Genomic DNA, 15,792 nt, shown 5'->3' on the forward strand with positions numbered 1-15,792 from the left:
CGCCTCCTGCCGGTACGACCCGTCGTTATTGGAATCGGTACCGGGCGATTATAGCGCCGGCCCCGCGCCGACCGACCGGATCGCCTTCAAATGACGCTAAAATAAGCGTCTTTCCGGCTCAACGCTGCATACAACCCGCTGTACCACTGCTTCCCAGGAGAATCCTATGTCAATGGCCGACCGCGACGGCAAGATCTGGATGGACGGCAAGCTGATCGACTGGCGCGACGCCAAGATCCACGTCCTGACCCACACGCTGCACTACGGCATGGGTGTCTTCGAGGGCGTGCGCGCGTACAAGTCGGCCGACGGCAGCACCGCGATCTTCCGCCTGTACGAGCACACGAAACGTCTGCTGAATTCGGCGAAGATCTTCCAGATGGACGTGCCGTTCGACCGGGAGACGCTCGAAGCCGCGCAGCTCGAAGTCGTGCGCGAGAACAAGCTCGAGTCGTGCTACCTGCGCCCGATCATCTGGGTCGGCTCGGAAAAGCTCGGCGTGGCCGCGAAGGGCAACACGATCCACGTCGCGATCGCCGCATGGCCGTGGGGCGCATACCTCGGAGAGGAAGGCCTCGCGAAGGGCATCCGCGTGAAGACGTCGTCGTTCACGCGCCACCACGTGAACGTATCGATGGTGCGCGCGAAGGCGTCGGGCTGGTACGTGAACTCGATCCTGGCGAACCAGGAAGCAACGGCCGACGGCTACGACGAAGCGCTGCTGCTCGACGTCGACGGCTACGTGTCGGAAGGCTCCGGCGAGAACTTCTTCCTCGTGAACAACGGCAAGCTGTACACGCCCGACCTGTCGTCGTGCCTCGACGGCATCACGCGCGACACGGTCATCACGCTCGCGAAGGACGCCGGCATCGAGGTCATCGAGAAGCGCATCACGCGCGACGAGGTCTACACGGCCGACGAAGCGTTCTTCACCGGCACGGCCGCTGAAGTCACGCCGATCCGCGAGCTCGACAACCGTACGATCGGCAGCGGCGCGCGCGGCCCCGTCACGGAAAAGCTCCAGTCGGCGTTTTTCGATATCGTGTCGGGCAAGAACGCGAAGTACGCGCACTGGCTGACGAAGGTCTGAGCGCACCGCGCCACCGACCGCCCCACAAAAGAGTGATAAGAGAAAGTCTCATGAGTGAAATCAAGGAAATGCCGCTGGTCGAGCTGACGGCGAAGGATCTTCCCGCGTACTGCCCGAACCCGGCCATGGCGCGCTGGAGCGCGCATCCGCGCGTCTTCATCGACGTCTCGCACGGCGAAGCACGCTGCCCGTACTGCGGCACGCGCTACAAGCTGCGCGACGGCGAGGTCGTCAAGGGCCACTGAGCTCCGGCGGCCGGGCTTGCAGGCCCGCCGACCCGCAAAGGCGGCGCAGCCGGATCCCCGGCGCGCCGCCCTTCTCCATTCTGACAACCCGAACGCGGCGCTTGGGCGCCGTGCTTCATTACGACATCGGAAGTCGACCTGATGCGTCGAGCGCTGGTTATCGCACCGAACTGGATCGGTGACGCATTGATGGCGCAGCCGCTTTTTGCGCTGCTGAAGAAACTCCATCCCCGCATCGCGATCGATGCCGTCGCGCCCTCGTGGGTCGCGCCCGTGCTCGAGCGGATGCCCGAGATCCACGATGTCTACGCGACCGATCTCGCGCACGGCAAGCTGCAGCTGCTGCGCCGCTGGCAGCTCGCGAGCGACCTGCGCGACGTCGGCTACGACGCGGCGTACGTGCTGCCGAACTCGCTGAAGTCCGCGGTGATCCCGTGGCTCGCGAACATCCCGCTGCGAATCGGCTACACGGGCGAGCACCGCTACGGGCTGCTGAACGTGCGGCACGCGAACCCGACCAAGTCGGGCGAGCGGCCGCCGATGACAACCCACTACGCGGCGCTCGCGTACGCGCCGGGCGCCAAGCTGCCCGAGTCGATGAAGACGCTGCCCGCGCCGCGCCTCGACGCCGACCTGAACGAGACGGCGCGCGTGTCCGCGCGTTTCAATCTCGATACGCGCAAGCCGCTCGTCGTGTTCTGCCCCGGCGCGGAATACGGCCCGGCCAAGCGCTGGCCGCCCGAACACTTCGCGTCGCTCGCCACGATCGTCCACCAGTCGTTCCCGTACACGCAGATCGTCGCGCTCGGTTCGCAGAAAGATGCTGCGGCCGCGCAGGCGATCGCCGACCACGCACCGAACGTGCGCAACCTGTGCGGGCAGACATCGCTGTCGGAGGCATGCGCGCTGATCGCGCGCGCGAACGCGGTGGTCACCAACGATTCGGGGCTGATGCACGTCGCCGCCGCGCTGCGCCGGCCGCTCGTCGCGCTGTACGGCTCGACGGATCCGCGCCACACCCCTCCGCTGTCGGACCTGGCGAAGGTACAATGGCTTCATCTCGAATGCAGTCCCTGCTTCGAACGCGAGTGCCCGCTCGGCCACCTGAAGTGCCTGCGCGAACTCGGTCCCGAGCAGGTATTCGGCGATTTGCGCGGCATGCTCGTCGGGCAGCGCTGACCCTGGCCGGCAGCGTCGCACGACGCGCCGGGCAATCCGATTCACCGGTGTACGGCGGCTCCATCCGGGCCGCCGTGCTGAATACGGCGCGCGACGCGCGCGAGAGATAACCCCGATGCCACGTTTTGCCCGCCTCTTCGAAGCCGCCGCCGATACGCTGAATGCCTACTACCAGGCCGTCGCCGATGCCAATCTCGACGCGCTGCTGGGATTGTGGATCGACGAGGATTTCGCCAGCTGCGTATGGGCGGACGGCGAGCATCTGCATGGCCTCGACCAGATCCGCAGCGGGCTCGCCAACCGGCTCGCCACGCGCCCCGTGACGATCGAGCCGCTCGACATCCGCGTATACGACAGTCTCGGCACCGTCGTCTACACGATTGCCGAGGCGCATCAGCAGGCCGACCTGACGGCCGAACCCGACATGGTTTTCGCCACGTACGTGATGATTCACGAACGCGGCGAGTGGCGCATCGCGCATATTCACGCGAGCCCGATTCCCGAACAGGCGGCCGGACAATTCGCCGCGAAGATCCGTCACGGGCAGGGTCCGCTGCACTGACGAAGAAAGAAGCAACGCATTTGCGGGGCGATCATGAGTACGGCTTCTCCGCCCACCTCGCCGCTGACCGGGGCTCCGGCCCCCGACGACGATTCATCGCGCTATCGCGCACCGCGCTGGCTGCCGAACAGCCATGCCCAGACCATCGTGCCCGCGCTGTTCGCACGGCGTCCGGTCGTCGCTTACCGACGAGAGCGATGGGAAACCCCCGACCACGATTTCATCGATCTCGACTGGGTCGCGCATCTCGACAGCGCGGCGCCGCCGCCCGACGCGCCGCTGTTCGTGCTGTTCCACGGCCTCGAAGGCAGCTCCGGCTCGCACTACGCGCTCGCGATGATGGCCGCCGCGCGCGCGAAGGGCTGGCACGCGGTCGTGCCGCACTTCCGCAGTTGCAGCGGCGAGATCAACCGCCAGCCGCGCTTCTACCATCTCGCCGACAGCGCCGAAGTCGACTGGATCCTGCGCCGGCTCGCCGCGCAGCATCGCGGGCCGCTGGTTGCGGCCGGCGTGTCGCTCGGCGGCAACGTGCTGCTGCGCTGGCTCGGCGAGCATCGCAGCGACACGTCGATCCTGCGGGCGGCCGCCGCGATCTCGACGCCGATCGACGTGCACGCGGGCGGGCGCGCGCTGTCTCAGGGGTTCGCGATGGTCTACACGCGCAGCTTCCTGAAGACGCTCAAGCGCAAGGCGCTCGCGAAGCTCGACCAGTATCCGGGGTTGTTCGACCGCGAAGCGATGCTGCAGGCCGTGACGATGCGCGACTTCGACGAGATCGTGACCGCGCCGCTGCACGGTTTCGCGAACGCGGACGACTACTGGACGAAGGCGACGACACGGCCGCTGCTGCCCGCGATCGACGTGCCGACGCTGATCCTCAACGCCCGCAACGACCCGTTCCTGCCCGAGTCCGCGCTGCCGGGCCCCGCCGACGTATCGCCGGCCGTCGAGCTCGACCAGCCCGCGGACGGCGGACACGCGGGATTCATGACCGGGCCGTTCCCCGGCCGCCTCGACTGGCTGTCGGCGCGGGTGTTCGGCTATTGCTCCAAATTCGTCGACCATGGATGACATCGTCAGGCAGGCCCTCGCCAAATGGCCGAACGTGCCGCACTGTACCGGCTGGCTGCTGCTCGACCGGCGCGGCGAATGGCGGCTGCGCGACGACGCGGCCCAGGCGGCCGGCGAGCTCGGCTCGCCGATCCGGCATGCGGCGCTGAACGCGTTCATCGGCCGCAATTACGAATGCGACGCGCAGGGCCAGTGGTTCTTCCAGAACGGGCCGCAGCGCGTGTACGTCGAGCTTGCCTATACGCCGTGGGTCGTCCGGCTCGCCGAACGCGACGGGCAACTCGCGCTCACCGACCAGACCGGCACGCCGTTCGAACCGGACGAAGCATGGCTCGACGACGCGGGCGGCGTGCTGTTTCGCGCGGCCGGCACGGCGCCGCGCATCGCGGCGCTGCACGATCACGATCTCGGGCTGTTCGCCGATCACGTGGATTTCGATGCCGCACCGCCGGTGCTGCGCTGGCGCGACGGCCGCATGCTGCCGCTCGGCAGCATCGTCTGCGCGGACGTGCCTGCGCGGTTCGGCTACGTCGCCAGCCCGGCGCAACAGGCTCGCGACGCGGCCGGCGCCAGCACCTGACCTGCAGCGGCTTCGCCCGCGCCGGACGCTACCCGCGGCCGTTCTTCTCGTCTTCGCGCTCTTCCTTGTAGCGCGCCTCGAATTCCAGCAGCCGCGCGCCGATCATCGACTGCTCGTAGAACGAGACGTCCTTCGCGTCGCGCGCTTCCTTCAGCTGGCGAATCGCCGACGGCCATGCGCCGTCGAGCGCAAGCTTCTCCGCGAGCGCGCGGCGCCGCGCCAGCACGTCGCCCTTGCCGTCGCTCGCCTTCGCGAGATAGTCCCACCAGTCCGGCTGCTCGGGGTCGGCCTTCGCCTGCGCGCGTGCCTGCGCCTGCGCGTCGGCGAAACGGCGCGCCGCGATCAGTGCCTGGAGATGCACGACGATCGCCGCGTGCGACGCCGGCCAGCGCCGCTGCGCGAGCGCCGCGAGCCGCACCGCCTCGTCGGCCCGCCCCGCACGGCGCGCGAGGTCGGCGGCCAGCACATCGAGGCTCGGCGAACTCGTCGCCGGATCGTCCTCGCGCCGCTCGCGCGCATCGAACGCCGTGCGTGCCGACGCGAGCGCCTTGCCGGCCGCGTCGTACTCGCCGAGCTGCGCGTTCGCGAGCGCGATGCCGTACCAGTTCGCCGCAACGTTCGGCGCCGTGCGATCGTCGATCTCGGACTGCATCCGGCGCACTTCGGCCGCGATGTCGGTCGGCGCGCGGTTCTGCAGGACCCGCAGCCGCGCGCGCACGAACCCGTATTCGGGCGACTGGCGCGGCTGCCGGTACGGCGCGCGGCGCGCGCGATCCTCCATGTCGGCGATCCGTTCGCCGGTCAGCGGGTGCGTGCGCGCATACGCCGGCACGCCCGCATCGCCCATCGACGCGCGGTCGAGCCGCTCGAAGAAGCCCGGCATCCCGTACGGGTCATAGCCCGCGCCTGCGAGCAACTGGAAGCCGACCCGATCGGCCTCGCGCTCGGCCGAGCGCGAGAAGCGCAGCTGGTTGTCCACCGCGTACGCCTGCCCGCCCACCGCGATCGCGCTGCCGAGATCGCCGCTTCTCGCGAGCACGCCGGCCAGCACGCCGAGCAGCATCGTCGCGAGCGCCGTATAGCCGGTCTTCTCGTTCGCGCCGATCATCCGCGCGATGTGCCGCTGCAGCACGTGCCCCATCTCGTGGCCGACCACCGACGCGAGTTCCGACTCCGTCTGCGTCGTGACGACGAGCCCGCTGTTGATCCCGATGAAGCCGCCCGGCATCGAGAACGCGTTGATCTGCGGATCGCGCACCGGGAACAGGTCGAAATCCGGCGTGTAGCCGCCGATGAAGCGCGCGGCCGCCGCGGCCGAGAGCCGCGCCGCCATCGCATTCAGGTAGTCGCGCACGAGCCAGTCGTCGAGATAGTCGGGATCGCGCCGCACTTCGCGCATCACCCGCTCGCCGAGCCGGCGCTCGGCCTGCGGCGTCAGTGAACCGCCGGAGCCGTCGCCGAGGTCGGGCAACTCGAGCGCGCGAAGCGGCGCGCGCAGGCTCGCGGCCGGTGCCGATGCACCGCCCGCACCGGAGAACCGGCTCTCCGCGCCGCCGTACGTACCGAACACGCCGGCCGCGATACCGGACGGCACGGTGGAAATCGACCGGGCGCCGCCGGCCGCCGATTCGAGCGGCGGTGCGGACGCACTCTGCGCATGGCCGCTCGGCGGCAAGGCGAGCGCCGCCGACAGCGACACGGCAAGCAACTGTTTGACACGCATGGCAGGATGAAAGCGACGCCGCCCCGCGCCGGGCGCGCATCGCGGCGTTTGGTCTGAATATTCGGGTCATTGTACCGGCGCCACGGTGACTGTCCCGTGCCACGCCGGTGCCATCTGCGCTCCGGCAACGCGAACGCCGCTGCTATGATAAGCGCCCGTTGAAACGTAGCATCGGGTCGGGAGCCGGGATCGGATTCAGCGCCCTGCCCGATCGCGAAGCAGAATCGAGGAACGTGCTCGTGCGAGCACGCCGTTCCACTGGAGCATGACATGTCAGGACTCACCCATTTCGACGCCGCCGGCCATGCGCACATGGTCGACGTCGGCGGCAAGCAGGAAACCCAACGCATCGCGATCGCGCGCGGCACGATCCGGATGCTGCCGGCCACGTTCGCGCTGATCCGCGACGGCAAGGCCAAGAAAGGTGACGTGCTCGGCGTCGCACGCATCGCGGCCATCCAGGGCGCCAAGCGCACGTCCGACCTCATTCCGCTGTGTCACCCGCTCGCGCTGACGCGCGTGGCCGTCGATTTCGAACTCGACGACACGCTGCCGGGCGTCCACTGCGTCGCGCAGGTCGAAACGTTCGGACGAACCGGCGTCGAGATGGAAGCGCTGACCGCCGTGCAGGTCGGGCTGCTGACCGTCTACGACATGTGCAAGGCCGTCGATCGCGGGATGGTGATCACCGACGTGAGCGTGCGCGAGAAACGCGGCGGGAAGTCCGGAGACTGGAAGGCGGAAGACGTCGCGGGTTGACCGCCGGCGGCAACAGCAGCCATTCACGAGGCATCGTCGGCCGTAGCGATGCCCCGTTCGAACGATAAGAAGCCAGAAGAACACATTACCGATGAAGAACCGCACGCTGAAATACGCCGCGCCGCTGCTGTGCGCGCTCTCGCTGCTGCCGGCCGCCGCTTCGGCCGCCGGCGCCTGCCCCGCCGCCGACACTGCCGCGCGCGCGGCCATCGACGCGCAGCACCGCGTACAGCAGGTCCGCAATCCGCCGAGCGACGGCGCCGGCGTCGACATTTCGCCGCCGCTGCGCGACGCGCTGCGTGCGTACAAGCAGGCGCTCGCCGGCGCGATCGATGCGCGGCTCGCATGCAGTGACGAACAGGTCGACCCGGCCGCGCTGAAACACACGCTTGCGGCCGCGCTCGGCGTGCCGGCCCGGCCGGTCCAGCCGAAAGACGGCGAATCCGCGTTCGGCCGCAATCCGGACGTCGACGTCGAACGCGGCGGCACGTCGCGCCCGTTGCTCTTCGTGCGCGCCGGCTTCGACATCGCATGCGGCGACGACAACCTGCTGACCGCTTACGCATGGGAAAACGGCGGCTGGCGGCGCGTGCTGCGCTGGCAGGCCGACGACTACAAGGACATCGGCGGCGCGTACGGCGGCGGCTTCTGGTTCTCGGCGCTGCCCGGCGGGCAGGTTGCGGTCGTCCACGGCACGCCGTGGTGCGCGTCGCGCTGGAGCCAGTTCGCCGCGGACGTGGTCGCACCGGCCAACGGCCCGGCCGCGCAGCACGTGCTGTTCCATGCCGAGAACAGCTACGTGCTCGACGAAAACCCGATCCGGTTCAAGGTGCGCCCCGACGGCTTCGAGGTGCGTGCGACGGTCGGCTCGATGGACAGCGAAGTGATGACGCGGCCCGGCGTCTTCCGCTATCGCGTCGACGGCGGCACCGTGCAGCGCGTACAACCTGTCGCGCTCAACGGCCGCGATTTCGTCGACGAATGGCTGAATGTGGACGATACGCAGGCGCGCGAATGGAGCGAACCCGTCGCCGCGGCTGCCGCGCTGAAAGGTCGGCAGGCGTTCGACAAGGCCCGCAAGGCGCCCGGTACCGGGTTCGAGTACGGCCCGGTGCGTGGCTGCTCGGACAGCAAGGACCGCTTTCAGGTCGAACTCGACCTGACGGGCAACACCGGGGAAACGGTTGCGCGGCACTATGCGCAGATTCGCCAGGAACGCAACGGGTTCACGCTGCTCGGGCTGAGCACGGCGGCCGAGCCGGCTTGCCGCGGCGCGAACCTGATGCCGCGGCACTGAACGCCGGGCACGCGCGGCCCGACGGCCGCGTGCATCGACCTTCGGCGGCCATGCACAGCGACGCGGCTGGCAGGAAACGAAACCGGACGGACGGCCGCGTGCGGGCCGCGCCGCCCGCGCGTCACTGGCCGCGCTGCGGCTCGAACACGAACGGTTGTGTCAGCAGGAACGGATTCGCGGTCGCGCCCGTCTGCACGCAGGTCGCGTGCGTCATCGCGTCGACGGCCGCGCGATCGGCCGCCGCATTGCGGCTGCTCGTGGTCACGGTGACGTTCTGCGCTTCGCCGGACGTCGTCATCAGCGCGCGCACGAGCACGGTCGCCGGGCGCGTGAGCGGCTTCGCGGTATCCGGATAGACGGCACGCGGAATGTGGCAGGTCAGCTTGCTTTCCTGCGATGACGACAGCATCGCGCAGCCGGAAAACAGCATCGCGACGGCGGGCAGGATCAGGTAGGTCGAGCGAATGGCCATGGTCGAATATCGTTCTTCAGCACTGTTCCGGACGAACGCGCCGCGCACCGGGAAACATCGCCCGACCGCATCGCATGCGTCACACTGCGCCGCGGCCATCGGACCGGCGCCCCGTTACGGCCGCGCGGCCGATCGATGCTCGGCCGCGATCCTGCTTGACGGACTTCCCGGTTGGCCCGGTGTTGCCGGTGTTCGCGCCAGCCCCTGCCTCGCACGGGCCGGCACGCGAGCGCTTTCGCGCATTGTGCACGCGCCGCCCGGCGAGCGGCGGCGATTTGACAATGGTTGACGCGAATCGCCGCGCCTTCAGCCGGAATCCGCGCAATCCACGAGGTAATCGATACACGGTCGATTCGCCCGGTTCACGCCGGGCGGTTCCGCCCCGCGCGCACCGCTGCTTCCTCACGGCGCGGCACCTGCCGGAATTCCCCGTTCCGGCAGGCGCTGCGCGTATCAATCCGAATCGTCGTCGTCCTCGTCGTCGGCCGCATCGGCCGGAACTTCGCCGTATTTCGCGACGACCGCCGCCTTGAACGGCTTCAGTGCAGGCTGCTGATCGCACAGCTTGTACAGCGCCGCCAGTTGTTGCGGCCAGTCCTTCAACTCCTTCGCAAACACATGCAGGCGTGCGACGGTGTCGAGCGCGTCGGCTTCGCGGCCGGCCAGCGCCTGCAGCGCCGCATAGCGGCGCAGCACCGTCTCGCCGGGCAGCAGCGCGATCGCGCGCTCATGCGCGGCGAGCTTGGCCGGCAGGTCGTCCGCCGAAATCGGGAGCAGCGTAGCCGCGCCGTATTCGCCCCAGGCGCCGAACAGCAACGACGGCGCATCGCGGTACTGCGCGGCCGGATTGCTGCCGTAATACAGCACCTCCGCGCGCTGGTAGTCGCGCAGCACGGGCACCGCCGCCAGCACGCCGCCGACCGAAAGCACCGCGAACAGCCCGAAGGCTGCGCGCCCCGGCAGGATACGCAGCGGCTTTACTTCGAGCAGCCCGATCACGAACATCGCCGGCAACAGGAAGAACATGTACTGCTGCGGATACTCGACCAGCGCATGCATCAGCAGGATGCCGATCAGCGCGAAGCCGAACACGCGCATGCTCGACTGCGGCGCGCGCACCGCACGCACGAACCACGTCACGAGCGCGACGACGAGCACGCCCAGGCCGACGAGGCCGGACTTCGCGAGCAGGTCGATGAAGATGTCGTGCGAGTTGTTCGCGATCTCGACACCGCCGAGCGAACGCACCAGCGCGAACTGGTGTGACGGGAACTCGCCCCAGCCGACACCGAGCAGCGGATGCTCGCGGAACATCGCGAGCCCGTACTTCCACAGCGCGAGGCGCGGCGCGATCTGCCCCGCGTCACGCATCCGGTCGGCCGCGGATTCCGCGAGACCCAGGTGGTAGTGCACGTTGGCCCAGCGTACCGCGACGTTCACCGCGATGAACGCCACCGCAAGCACGACCGGGATTGCCCATGCGCGCGCATTGCCCGGCGCGCGGCGCGATTCGAGCCACGCCATCCAGAAGCCCGCGACGACCATCACCGCGACCTGCAGCCACGGCCCGCGCGACACCGTCAGCGCAAGACCGACCGACAGCACGATCGACAGCGCGAACCACGCCCATACCGCGAGCCGGCGCGTCTGCACGAGATACAGCGCGCCCGCGAGCGCGAACGCGATGTAGCTGGCCAGGTGGTTCGCTTGCGCCATGTTGCCGTACGGGCGGCGATCGACCGCGACGTTGTACATCACGACGAACGGCGACAGCGCCGACTCGAGGTGGAACAACTGCACGATCTGGGTGCCGACCGCGAACACGCCGCCGACGAGCAGCGCGCCGGCCATCATCCGTGACACGGCCTCGGCCAGCCCGTCGCGCGCGAGCGCATAGCCGGCCTGCATCGCGACCAGCGCGGCGGCAAGATAGCCGACCGCAAGCCAGTTCATCGACGGCACCTTGAGCGGGATCAGCGCGACCTGCGCGATGAGCACCACGGCGAACCCGAGCGGCGCGACGAACGCGGCCGGCGCGGCAAACGGCTCGGCCGGGCGACCCGTGCTCGCGAGCAGCACGACGGACACCCCCACCAGCAGATACAGCACCAGTGCGGAAAACTCGGAATAGAAAGTCGGGATCGGATACGTGTGATTCGTGATCGCGTACGGCACGATCAGGGCGACAGCCAGCGCAACGAGCGGCAACGAACGGGAAAAAGTAGAAGGCATGAGCGAACCGGATGTCAGCAACCGGCGCACTATACAAAACTTTCTCCCCTCTGTGCGGGGCCTTCGCGCCGCGACCCGCCGCAGGGCGGCCACCCCGGCCGACTGAAGCGGCGGCCGGCATGCGGCCCGCGCCGCCCTGCTGCGCCGCCGGTACTACGCGCGGCACTCCGCCGGTGCATATTTCGCCGGCAGTGTAGCGGCGTCGCCCGGCAACGGCCCGGCTCCCGGCGCCGGCAGCGACGACGCATTCTTGCCGGCGGCGAAGCACTCCCACGCGATCGCACCGGCCTGCATCGCGCCCTTTTTGAGCGGCACGCGTGCGGTGGGCGCGTCGGCCTTGTCGGGCGCGGACGGCACGAGCACCAGCGTATTGGCGCCGCCTGCGGCGACGCGCGTCGTGAAAGCGACCGTGATCTGGCCGGTCTCGCCGTCGATCGCGACGGATTCGACGTTGCGGGTCGCGGCCGGCGGGCTATAGCCGCCGTCGAGGCTCGCGCCGCTCGCGGCGTTGTCGGCGACGGCCAGCCGCGCGGACGACGCAAGCGCGAGCCCCTCGCCGACGCGCGAGCGCGCGAGGTAATCCTGGTACGCAGGAATCGCATAGGCGGCGATCACGCCGACGATCGCCAGCACGATCATCAGTTCGATCAGCGTGAAGCCGGCCGGCCGCCAGCGCGGCGACGACCGGTTCGCGCGCCGCAGATCGGCGGCCACGCGACGGAACAGGGAAACGGAAAAGGCTTCGAACATGGCAGGCTCCGGAAACGAAAAACGCCTGCCGGTAAAGGCAGGCGTCTCGATCGTAGCCAGCGGGCCGTGAATCCGGCAGTCGGCCGGATGGCCAGCGTCAGTGCACGCGCGGTGCGCCGCTGCGCCGCCTGAGCGCGTAACCGATCGCCACGACGAACAGCGCGCCCGCGATGCTCGCACCGTAGAGCACCTGCGGCGTATCGAGCACCGGCCAGCGATCGCCGACCGGGTCGTTCACGATCAGCCCGCCCGCGATCCAGCCGAGCAGCCCGGCGCCGAGCGCCACGATGACCGGGAAACGGTCGAGCAGCTTCAGCACCAGCGTGCTGCCCCACACGATGATCGGCACGCTGACGACGAGCCCGAAGATCACGAGCGGGATCCGGTGCGACGGGTCGGCCTGCTCGGCCGCGCCGGCGATCGCGATCACGTTGTCGAGGCTCATCACCGCATCGGCGATCACGATCGTCTTCACGGCGTCCCACAGCCGGCTGGCCGGCTTGATGTCGTCGTGCGCGTCGGCGGCCGGCGCCATCAGCTTGATGCCGATCCACAGCAGCAACAACCCGCCGCCGAGCTTCAGGAACGGCACGTCGAGCAACGCGACCGCGAACGTGATCAGCGCGACACGCAGCAGGATCGCCCCCGCGGTGCCCCAGATGACGCCGCGCAGTCGCTGGTTTGCCGGCAGGTTGCGGCAGGCGAGCGCGATCACGACCGCGTTGTCGCCGCCGAGCAGGATGTCGATGATGATGATCTGGAGAACGGCGCCCCAGTGCAGCGACGTCAGGAATTCGAGCATGGGGGTGATGTGCAGGGCAGTGGCGGCCTGGCGGGCGGCCTGGTTCATCGCCGGCACATGCACGACGCATGTCCGGTGGGTGCTTACGAATTCATTGCGCGAGCATAACAAAAAACGCCGGCAAAGCCGGCGTTTTCTGCAGGACGAACCCAGGGGGAAATATTACAGCGCCTTCTTCAGCAGACGGCCCATTTCCGACGGGTTGCGCGTGACGGTGATACCGCACGCTTCCATGATTTCCAGCTTCGCTTCGGCCGTATCCGCACCGCCCGAGATCAGCGCGCCGGCGTGGCCCATGCGCTTGCCCGGAGGCGCCGTGACGCCAGCGATGAAGCCGACGACCGGCTTCTTCATGTTGTCCTTGATCCACTCTGCCGCGTTGGCTTCGTCCGGACCACCGATTTCGCCGATCATCACGACCGCATCCGTATCCGGATCGTCGTTGAACATCTTCATCACGTCGATGTGCTTCAGACCGTTGATCGGGTCGCCGCCGATACCGACTGCCGACGACTGGCCGAGGCCCAGTGCCGTCAGCTGCGCAACGGCTTCATACGTCAGCGTGCCCGAACGCGACACGACGCCGATACGGCCCTTGCGGTGGATGTGACCCGGCATGATGCCGATCTTCAGTTCGTCCGGCGTGATCGTGCCCGGGCAGTTCGGCCCGAGCAGCAGCGTCTTGCGGCCTTCGCGACGCATGCGGTCCTTCACTTCGATCATGTCACGGACGGGAATGCCTTCCGTGATGCAGATCGCGAGATCCAGATCGGCTTCGACCGCTTCCCAGATCGCAGCAGCTGCGCCTGCCGGCGGAACGTAGATGACCGACACGGTCGCGCCGGTTTCTGCCTTCGCTTCCTTGACGCTCGCGTAGATCGGAATGCCTTCGAAATCTTCGCCGGCCTTCTTCGGGTTCACGCCCGCGACGAATGCTTCGCGGCCGTTTGCGTATTCACGGCAGGCGCGCGTATGGAACTGACCGGTTTTGCCGGTAATGCCCTGCGTGATGACCTTCGTGTCCTTGTTGATCAGAATCGACATGTATTTTGACCTCTGTTCGATTGGCGTCGCGTGCGAACCGCGCCGCCATGCGTGTTCATTAGCGCGCGCTTACTTGCCTGCGGCAGCCGCGACGACCTTCTGCGCAGCTTCTTCCATGCTGTCCGCCGAGATGATCGGCAGGCCCGAATCGGCCAGCATCTTCTTGCCGAGGTCCTCGTTCGTGCCCTTCATGCGCACGACGAGCGGCACGTTCAGGTTCACGGCCTTCGAACCGGCGATCACGCCTTCCGCGATCACGTCGCAGCGCATGATGCCGCCGAAGATGTTCACGAGGATCGCCTTCAGGTCCGGGTTCTTCAGCATCAGCTTGAACGCTTCCGTGACCTTCTCGGTCGTCGCGCCACCGCCGACGTCCAGGAAGTTCGCCGGCTCGCCGCCGAACAGCTTGATGGTGTCCATCGTTGCCATCGCGAGGCCTGCGCCGTTCACGAGACAGCCGATGTTGCCGTCGAGCGAGATGTACGCGAGGTCGAACTTCGACGCTTCGATTTCAGCCGGATCTTCTTCGTCCAGATCGCGGTACGCGACGATTTCCGGGTGACGGAACAGCGCGTTCGAGTCGAAGTTGAACTTCGCGTCGAGTGCGATGACCTTGCCGTCGCCGGCGACGTTCAGCGGGTTGATTTCAGCCAGCGATGCGTCGGTTTCCCAGAATGCCTTGTACAGGCCTTGCAGGATCGCGCGCGCTTGCGGGATCGAAGCAGCCGGCACGCCGATCTTCGCGGCGAGGTCGTCAGCTTGCGCGTCGAGCAGGCCCGTCGACGGCTCGACGATGACCTTGTGGATCAGTTCCGGGTGCTTTTCGGCAACTTCCTCGATGTCCATGCCGCCTTCGCTCGAACCCATCAGAACGATCTTTTGCGTCACGCGATCGACGACGAGGCTGACATACAGTTCCTGCTTGATGTCGGCGCCTTCCTCGACCATCAGACGGTTGACCTTCTGGCCTTCCGGACCGGTCTGGTGCGTGACGAGCTGCATGCCGAGGATCTGGTTCGCGTATTCGCGGACCTGCTCGATCGACTTCGCCACCTTCACGCCGCCGCCCTTGCCACGGCCACCCGCGTGAATCTGAGCCTTCACGACCCATACCGGGCCGCCGAGCTCTTCTGCCACCTTGACGGCCTCGTCAACCGAGAACGCCGGCTTGCCGCGCGGTACCGCGACTCCGAATTTCCGCAGGATTTCCTTACCCTGGTACTCGTGAATCTTCATGCGTGATTCCCTTCAGTCTGAGAGTTGGATGAAAAGTCGCTTTAGACGCTTCTTCGAATGATTTCCGTTCATTCCTTCGTGCTGCCATCACCGGGCAGATCCGGCCGAATCGGGCCATACCACCGCGGGTAGTACTGCCGCACGACCTCGCCGTCGAACCGCAACGCCCGGCAGCGGCCAAGCTGGAAAGGCGGTTCGGCGTGTGCGTCGTCATGATCCGGCTCTTCGCCGCCCTCCTCGCGCACGTTCCATACATCACCGGCGAACGCCTGGATCGCTGCCGTCGGCAGCACGGCGCACAGTTCGGTGAGATGGGAACAGCCTGCGACGCCGGCGAGCAGCCGGTTCGCGTTGCGGCGGAAATTGCGGAAGAGATTGAGCCCGATGAGGGCCCGATAGGCAGGAGGGGCGGATTGACAGTGACCGGGATAGGGAACCCATTCCGAAGACGCTTCCGCGTCGACGACATTGAGGTCACGATCGATAGTCACGCGCAGCCAGAGTTCGTGGATCGGCAGGCCCTGGGGCCGGATGCCCGACGCAAGCGCGACATCGCGCGGCTTGTGGTCGGTCAGGCAGGCTTCGATGTCCCACAAGCCGTCGCCGCGCTCGTAAGCTTCCGCTCGGATTGCGCGTCGATGTCGCAACTGACGGGGCACGGGCTCGGATAGCGGCATGCTGGAGGTTGAGGCCGAAGAGGAAAACCCACGGATTTTAGCATATTGGGTATTTGAGACACTTTGACGCGAC

Annotated in this window: 16 protein-coding genes; 8 read left to right on the forward strand and 8 right to left on the reverse strand. The window is 67.8% G+C overall.

The features are described from left to right. The first annotated feature begins 166 nt into the window (after window positions 1-166). The 6 genes from ACPTTF_RS14250 to ACPTTF_RS14275 all read left to right on the forward strand — a co-directional run bounded on the left by ACPTTF_RS14250 (window position 167) and on the right by ACPTTF_RS14275 (window position 4,727). Window positions 167-1,090, forward strand: coding sequence for a branched-chain amino acid transaminase (locus ACPTTF_RS14250; protein ID WP_011353071.1), 924 nt, complete (start codon window positions 167-169; stop codon window positions 1,088-1,090). A gap of 50 nt (window positions 1,091-1,140) precedes the next feature. Beyond that, window positions 1,141-1,335, forward strand: a complete 195-nt coding sequence (locus tag ACPTTF_RS14255) for a zinc-finger domain-containing protein (RefSeq protein ID WP_006749970.1) — start codon at window positions 1,141-1,143, stop codon at window positions 1,333-1,335. 141 nt (window positions 1,336-1,476) lie between these two features. Beyond that, on the forward strand, window positions 1,477-2,514 hold the full coding sequence (gene waaF, locus ACPTTF_RS14260; protein ID WP_027785312.1) for a lipopolysaccharide heptosyltransferase II: 1,038 nt from the start codon (window positions 1,477-1,479) through the stop codon (window positions 2,512-2,514). A gap of 115 nt (window positions 2,515-2,629) precedes the next feature. Beyond that, complete coding sequence (locus ACPTTF_RS14265) at window positions 2,630-3,076, forward strand: nuclear transport factor 2 family protein (RefSeq protein ID WP_006749968.1); 447 nt, start codon at window positions 2,630-2,632, stop codon at window positions 3,074-3,076. Between the two features lie 33 nt (window positions 3,077-3,109). Then, window positions 3,110-4,147 (forward strand): hydrolase, encoded by a 1,038-nt coding sequence (locus tag ACPTTF_RS14270; RefSeq protein ID WP_166963414.1) that lies wholly within the window; start codon window positions 3,110-3,112, stop codon window positions 4,145-4,147. Beyond that, window positions 4,140-4,727 (forward strand): DUF2946 family protein, encoded by a 588-nt coding sequence (locus ACPTTF_RS14275; protein WP_423371525.1) that lies wholly within the window; start codon window positions 4,140-4,142, stop codon window positions 4,725-4,727. The genes ACPTTF_RS14270 and ACPTTF_RS14275 overlap by 8 nt, the downstream gene beginning before the upstream one ends. 28 nt (window positions 4,728-4,755) lie before the next feature. Here the strand turns inward: ACPTTF_RS14275 and ACPTTF_RS14280 are convergent, their stop codons facing one another. Next, window positions 4,756-6,450 (reverse strand): M48 family metalloprotease, encoded by a 1,695-nt coding sequence (locus tag ACPTTF_RS14280; RefSeq protein WP_423371526.1) that lies wholly within the window; start codon window positions 6,448-6,450, stop codon window positions 4,756-4,758. A 270-nt stretch (window positions 6,451-6,720) separates the two neighbouring features. Here ACPTTF_RS14280 and moaC point away from each other — a divergent pair, with 270 nt between their 5' ends. Both moaC and ACPTTF_RS14290 read left to right on the forward strand, forming a co-directional pair. Then, complete coding sequence (gene moaC / locus ACPTTF_RS14285; RefSeq protein WP_166963420.1) at window positions 6,721-7,209, forward strand: cyclic pyranopterin monophosphate synthase MoaC; 489 nt, start codon at window positions 6,721-6,723, stop codon at window positions 7,207-7,209. A gap of 91 nt (window positions 7,210-7,300) precedes the next feature. After that, the gene (locus ACPTTF_RS14290; RefSeq protein ID WP_423371527.1) at window positions 7,301-8,506 is read left to right on the forward strand and encodes a hypothetical protein; all 1,206 of its coding nucleotides are present in this window, start codon (window positions 7,301-7,303) and stop codon (window positions 8,504-8,506) included. Window positions 8,507-8,627: 121 nt separating this feature from the next. On the opposite strand, the gene ACPTTF_RS14295 is transcribed toward ACPTTF_RS14290, so the two are convergent. The 7 genes from ACPTTF_RS14295 to ACPTTF_RS14325 form a co-directional block, all read right to left on the reverse strand. Beyond that, entirely contained in the window at window positions 8,628-8,978 is a 351-nt protein-coding gene (locus tag ACPTTF_RS14295) for a TonB family protein (RefSeq protein WP_089426248.1), read from the reverse strand. 453 nt (window positions 8,979-9,431) lie between these two features. Continuing rightward, complete coding sequence (locus tag ACPTTF_RS14300; protein ID WP_166963424.1) at window positions 9,432-11,210, reverse strand: PglL family O-oligosaccharyltransferase; 1,779 nt, start codon at window positions 11,208-11,210, stop codon at window positions 9,432-9,434. Between the two features lie 153 nt (window positions 11,211-11,363). Then, complete coding sequence (locus tag ACPTTF_RS14305; protein WP_423371528.1) at window positions 11,364-11,960, reverse strand: pilin; 597 nt, start codon at window positions 11,958-11,960, stop codon at window positions 11,364-11,366. A 97-nt stretch (window positions 11,961-12,057) separates the two neighbouring features. Next, window positions 12,058-12,762, reverse strand: coding sequence for a TerC family protein (locus tag ACPTTF_RS14310; protein WP_423371889.1), 705 nt, complete (start codon window positions 12,760-12,762; stop codon window positions 12,058-12,060). 162 nt (window positions 12,763-12,924) lie between these two features. After that, entirely contained in the window at window positions 12,925-13,806 is an 882-nt protein-coding gene (gene sucD, locus ACPTTF_RS14315) for a succinate--CoA ligase subunit alpha (protein ID WP_006477916.1), read from the reverse strand. Window positions 13,807-13,875: 69 nt separating this feature from the next. Further along, window positions 13,876-15,042, reverse strand: a complete 1,167-nt coding sequence (gene sucC, locus ACPTTF_RS14320; RefSeq protein WP_014896152.1) for an ADP-forming succinate--CoA ligase subunit beta — start codon at window positions 15,040-15,042, stop codon at window positions 13,876-13,878. Window positions 15,043-15,110: 68 nt separating this feature from the next. Next, window positions 15,111-15,719 (reverse strand): DUF2889 domain-containing protein, encoded by a 609-nt coding sequence (locus tag ACPTTF_RS14325; RefSeq protein WP_423371890.1) that lies wholly within the window; start codon window positions 15,717-15,719, stop codon window positions 15,111-15,113. Window positions 15,720-15,792 lie beyond the last annotated feature (73 nt).

This window comes from Burkholderia crassaminum (assembly GCF_964265005.1).
Taxonomy (GTDB): domain Bacteria; phylum Pseudomonadota; class Gammaproteobacteria; order Burkholderiales; family Burkholderiaceae; genus Burkholderia.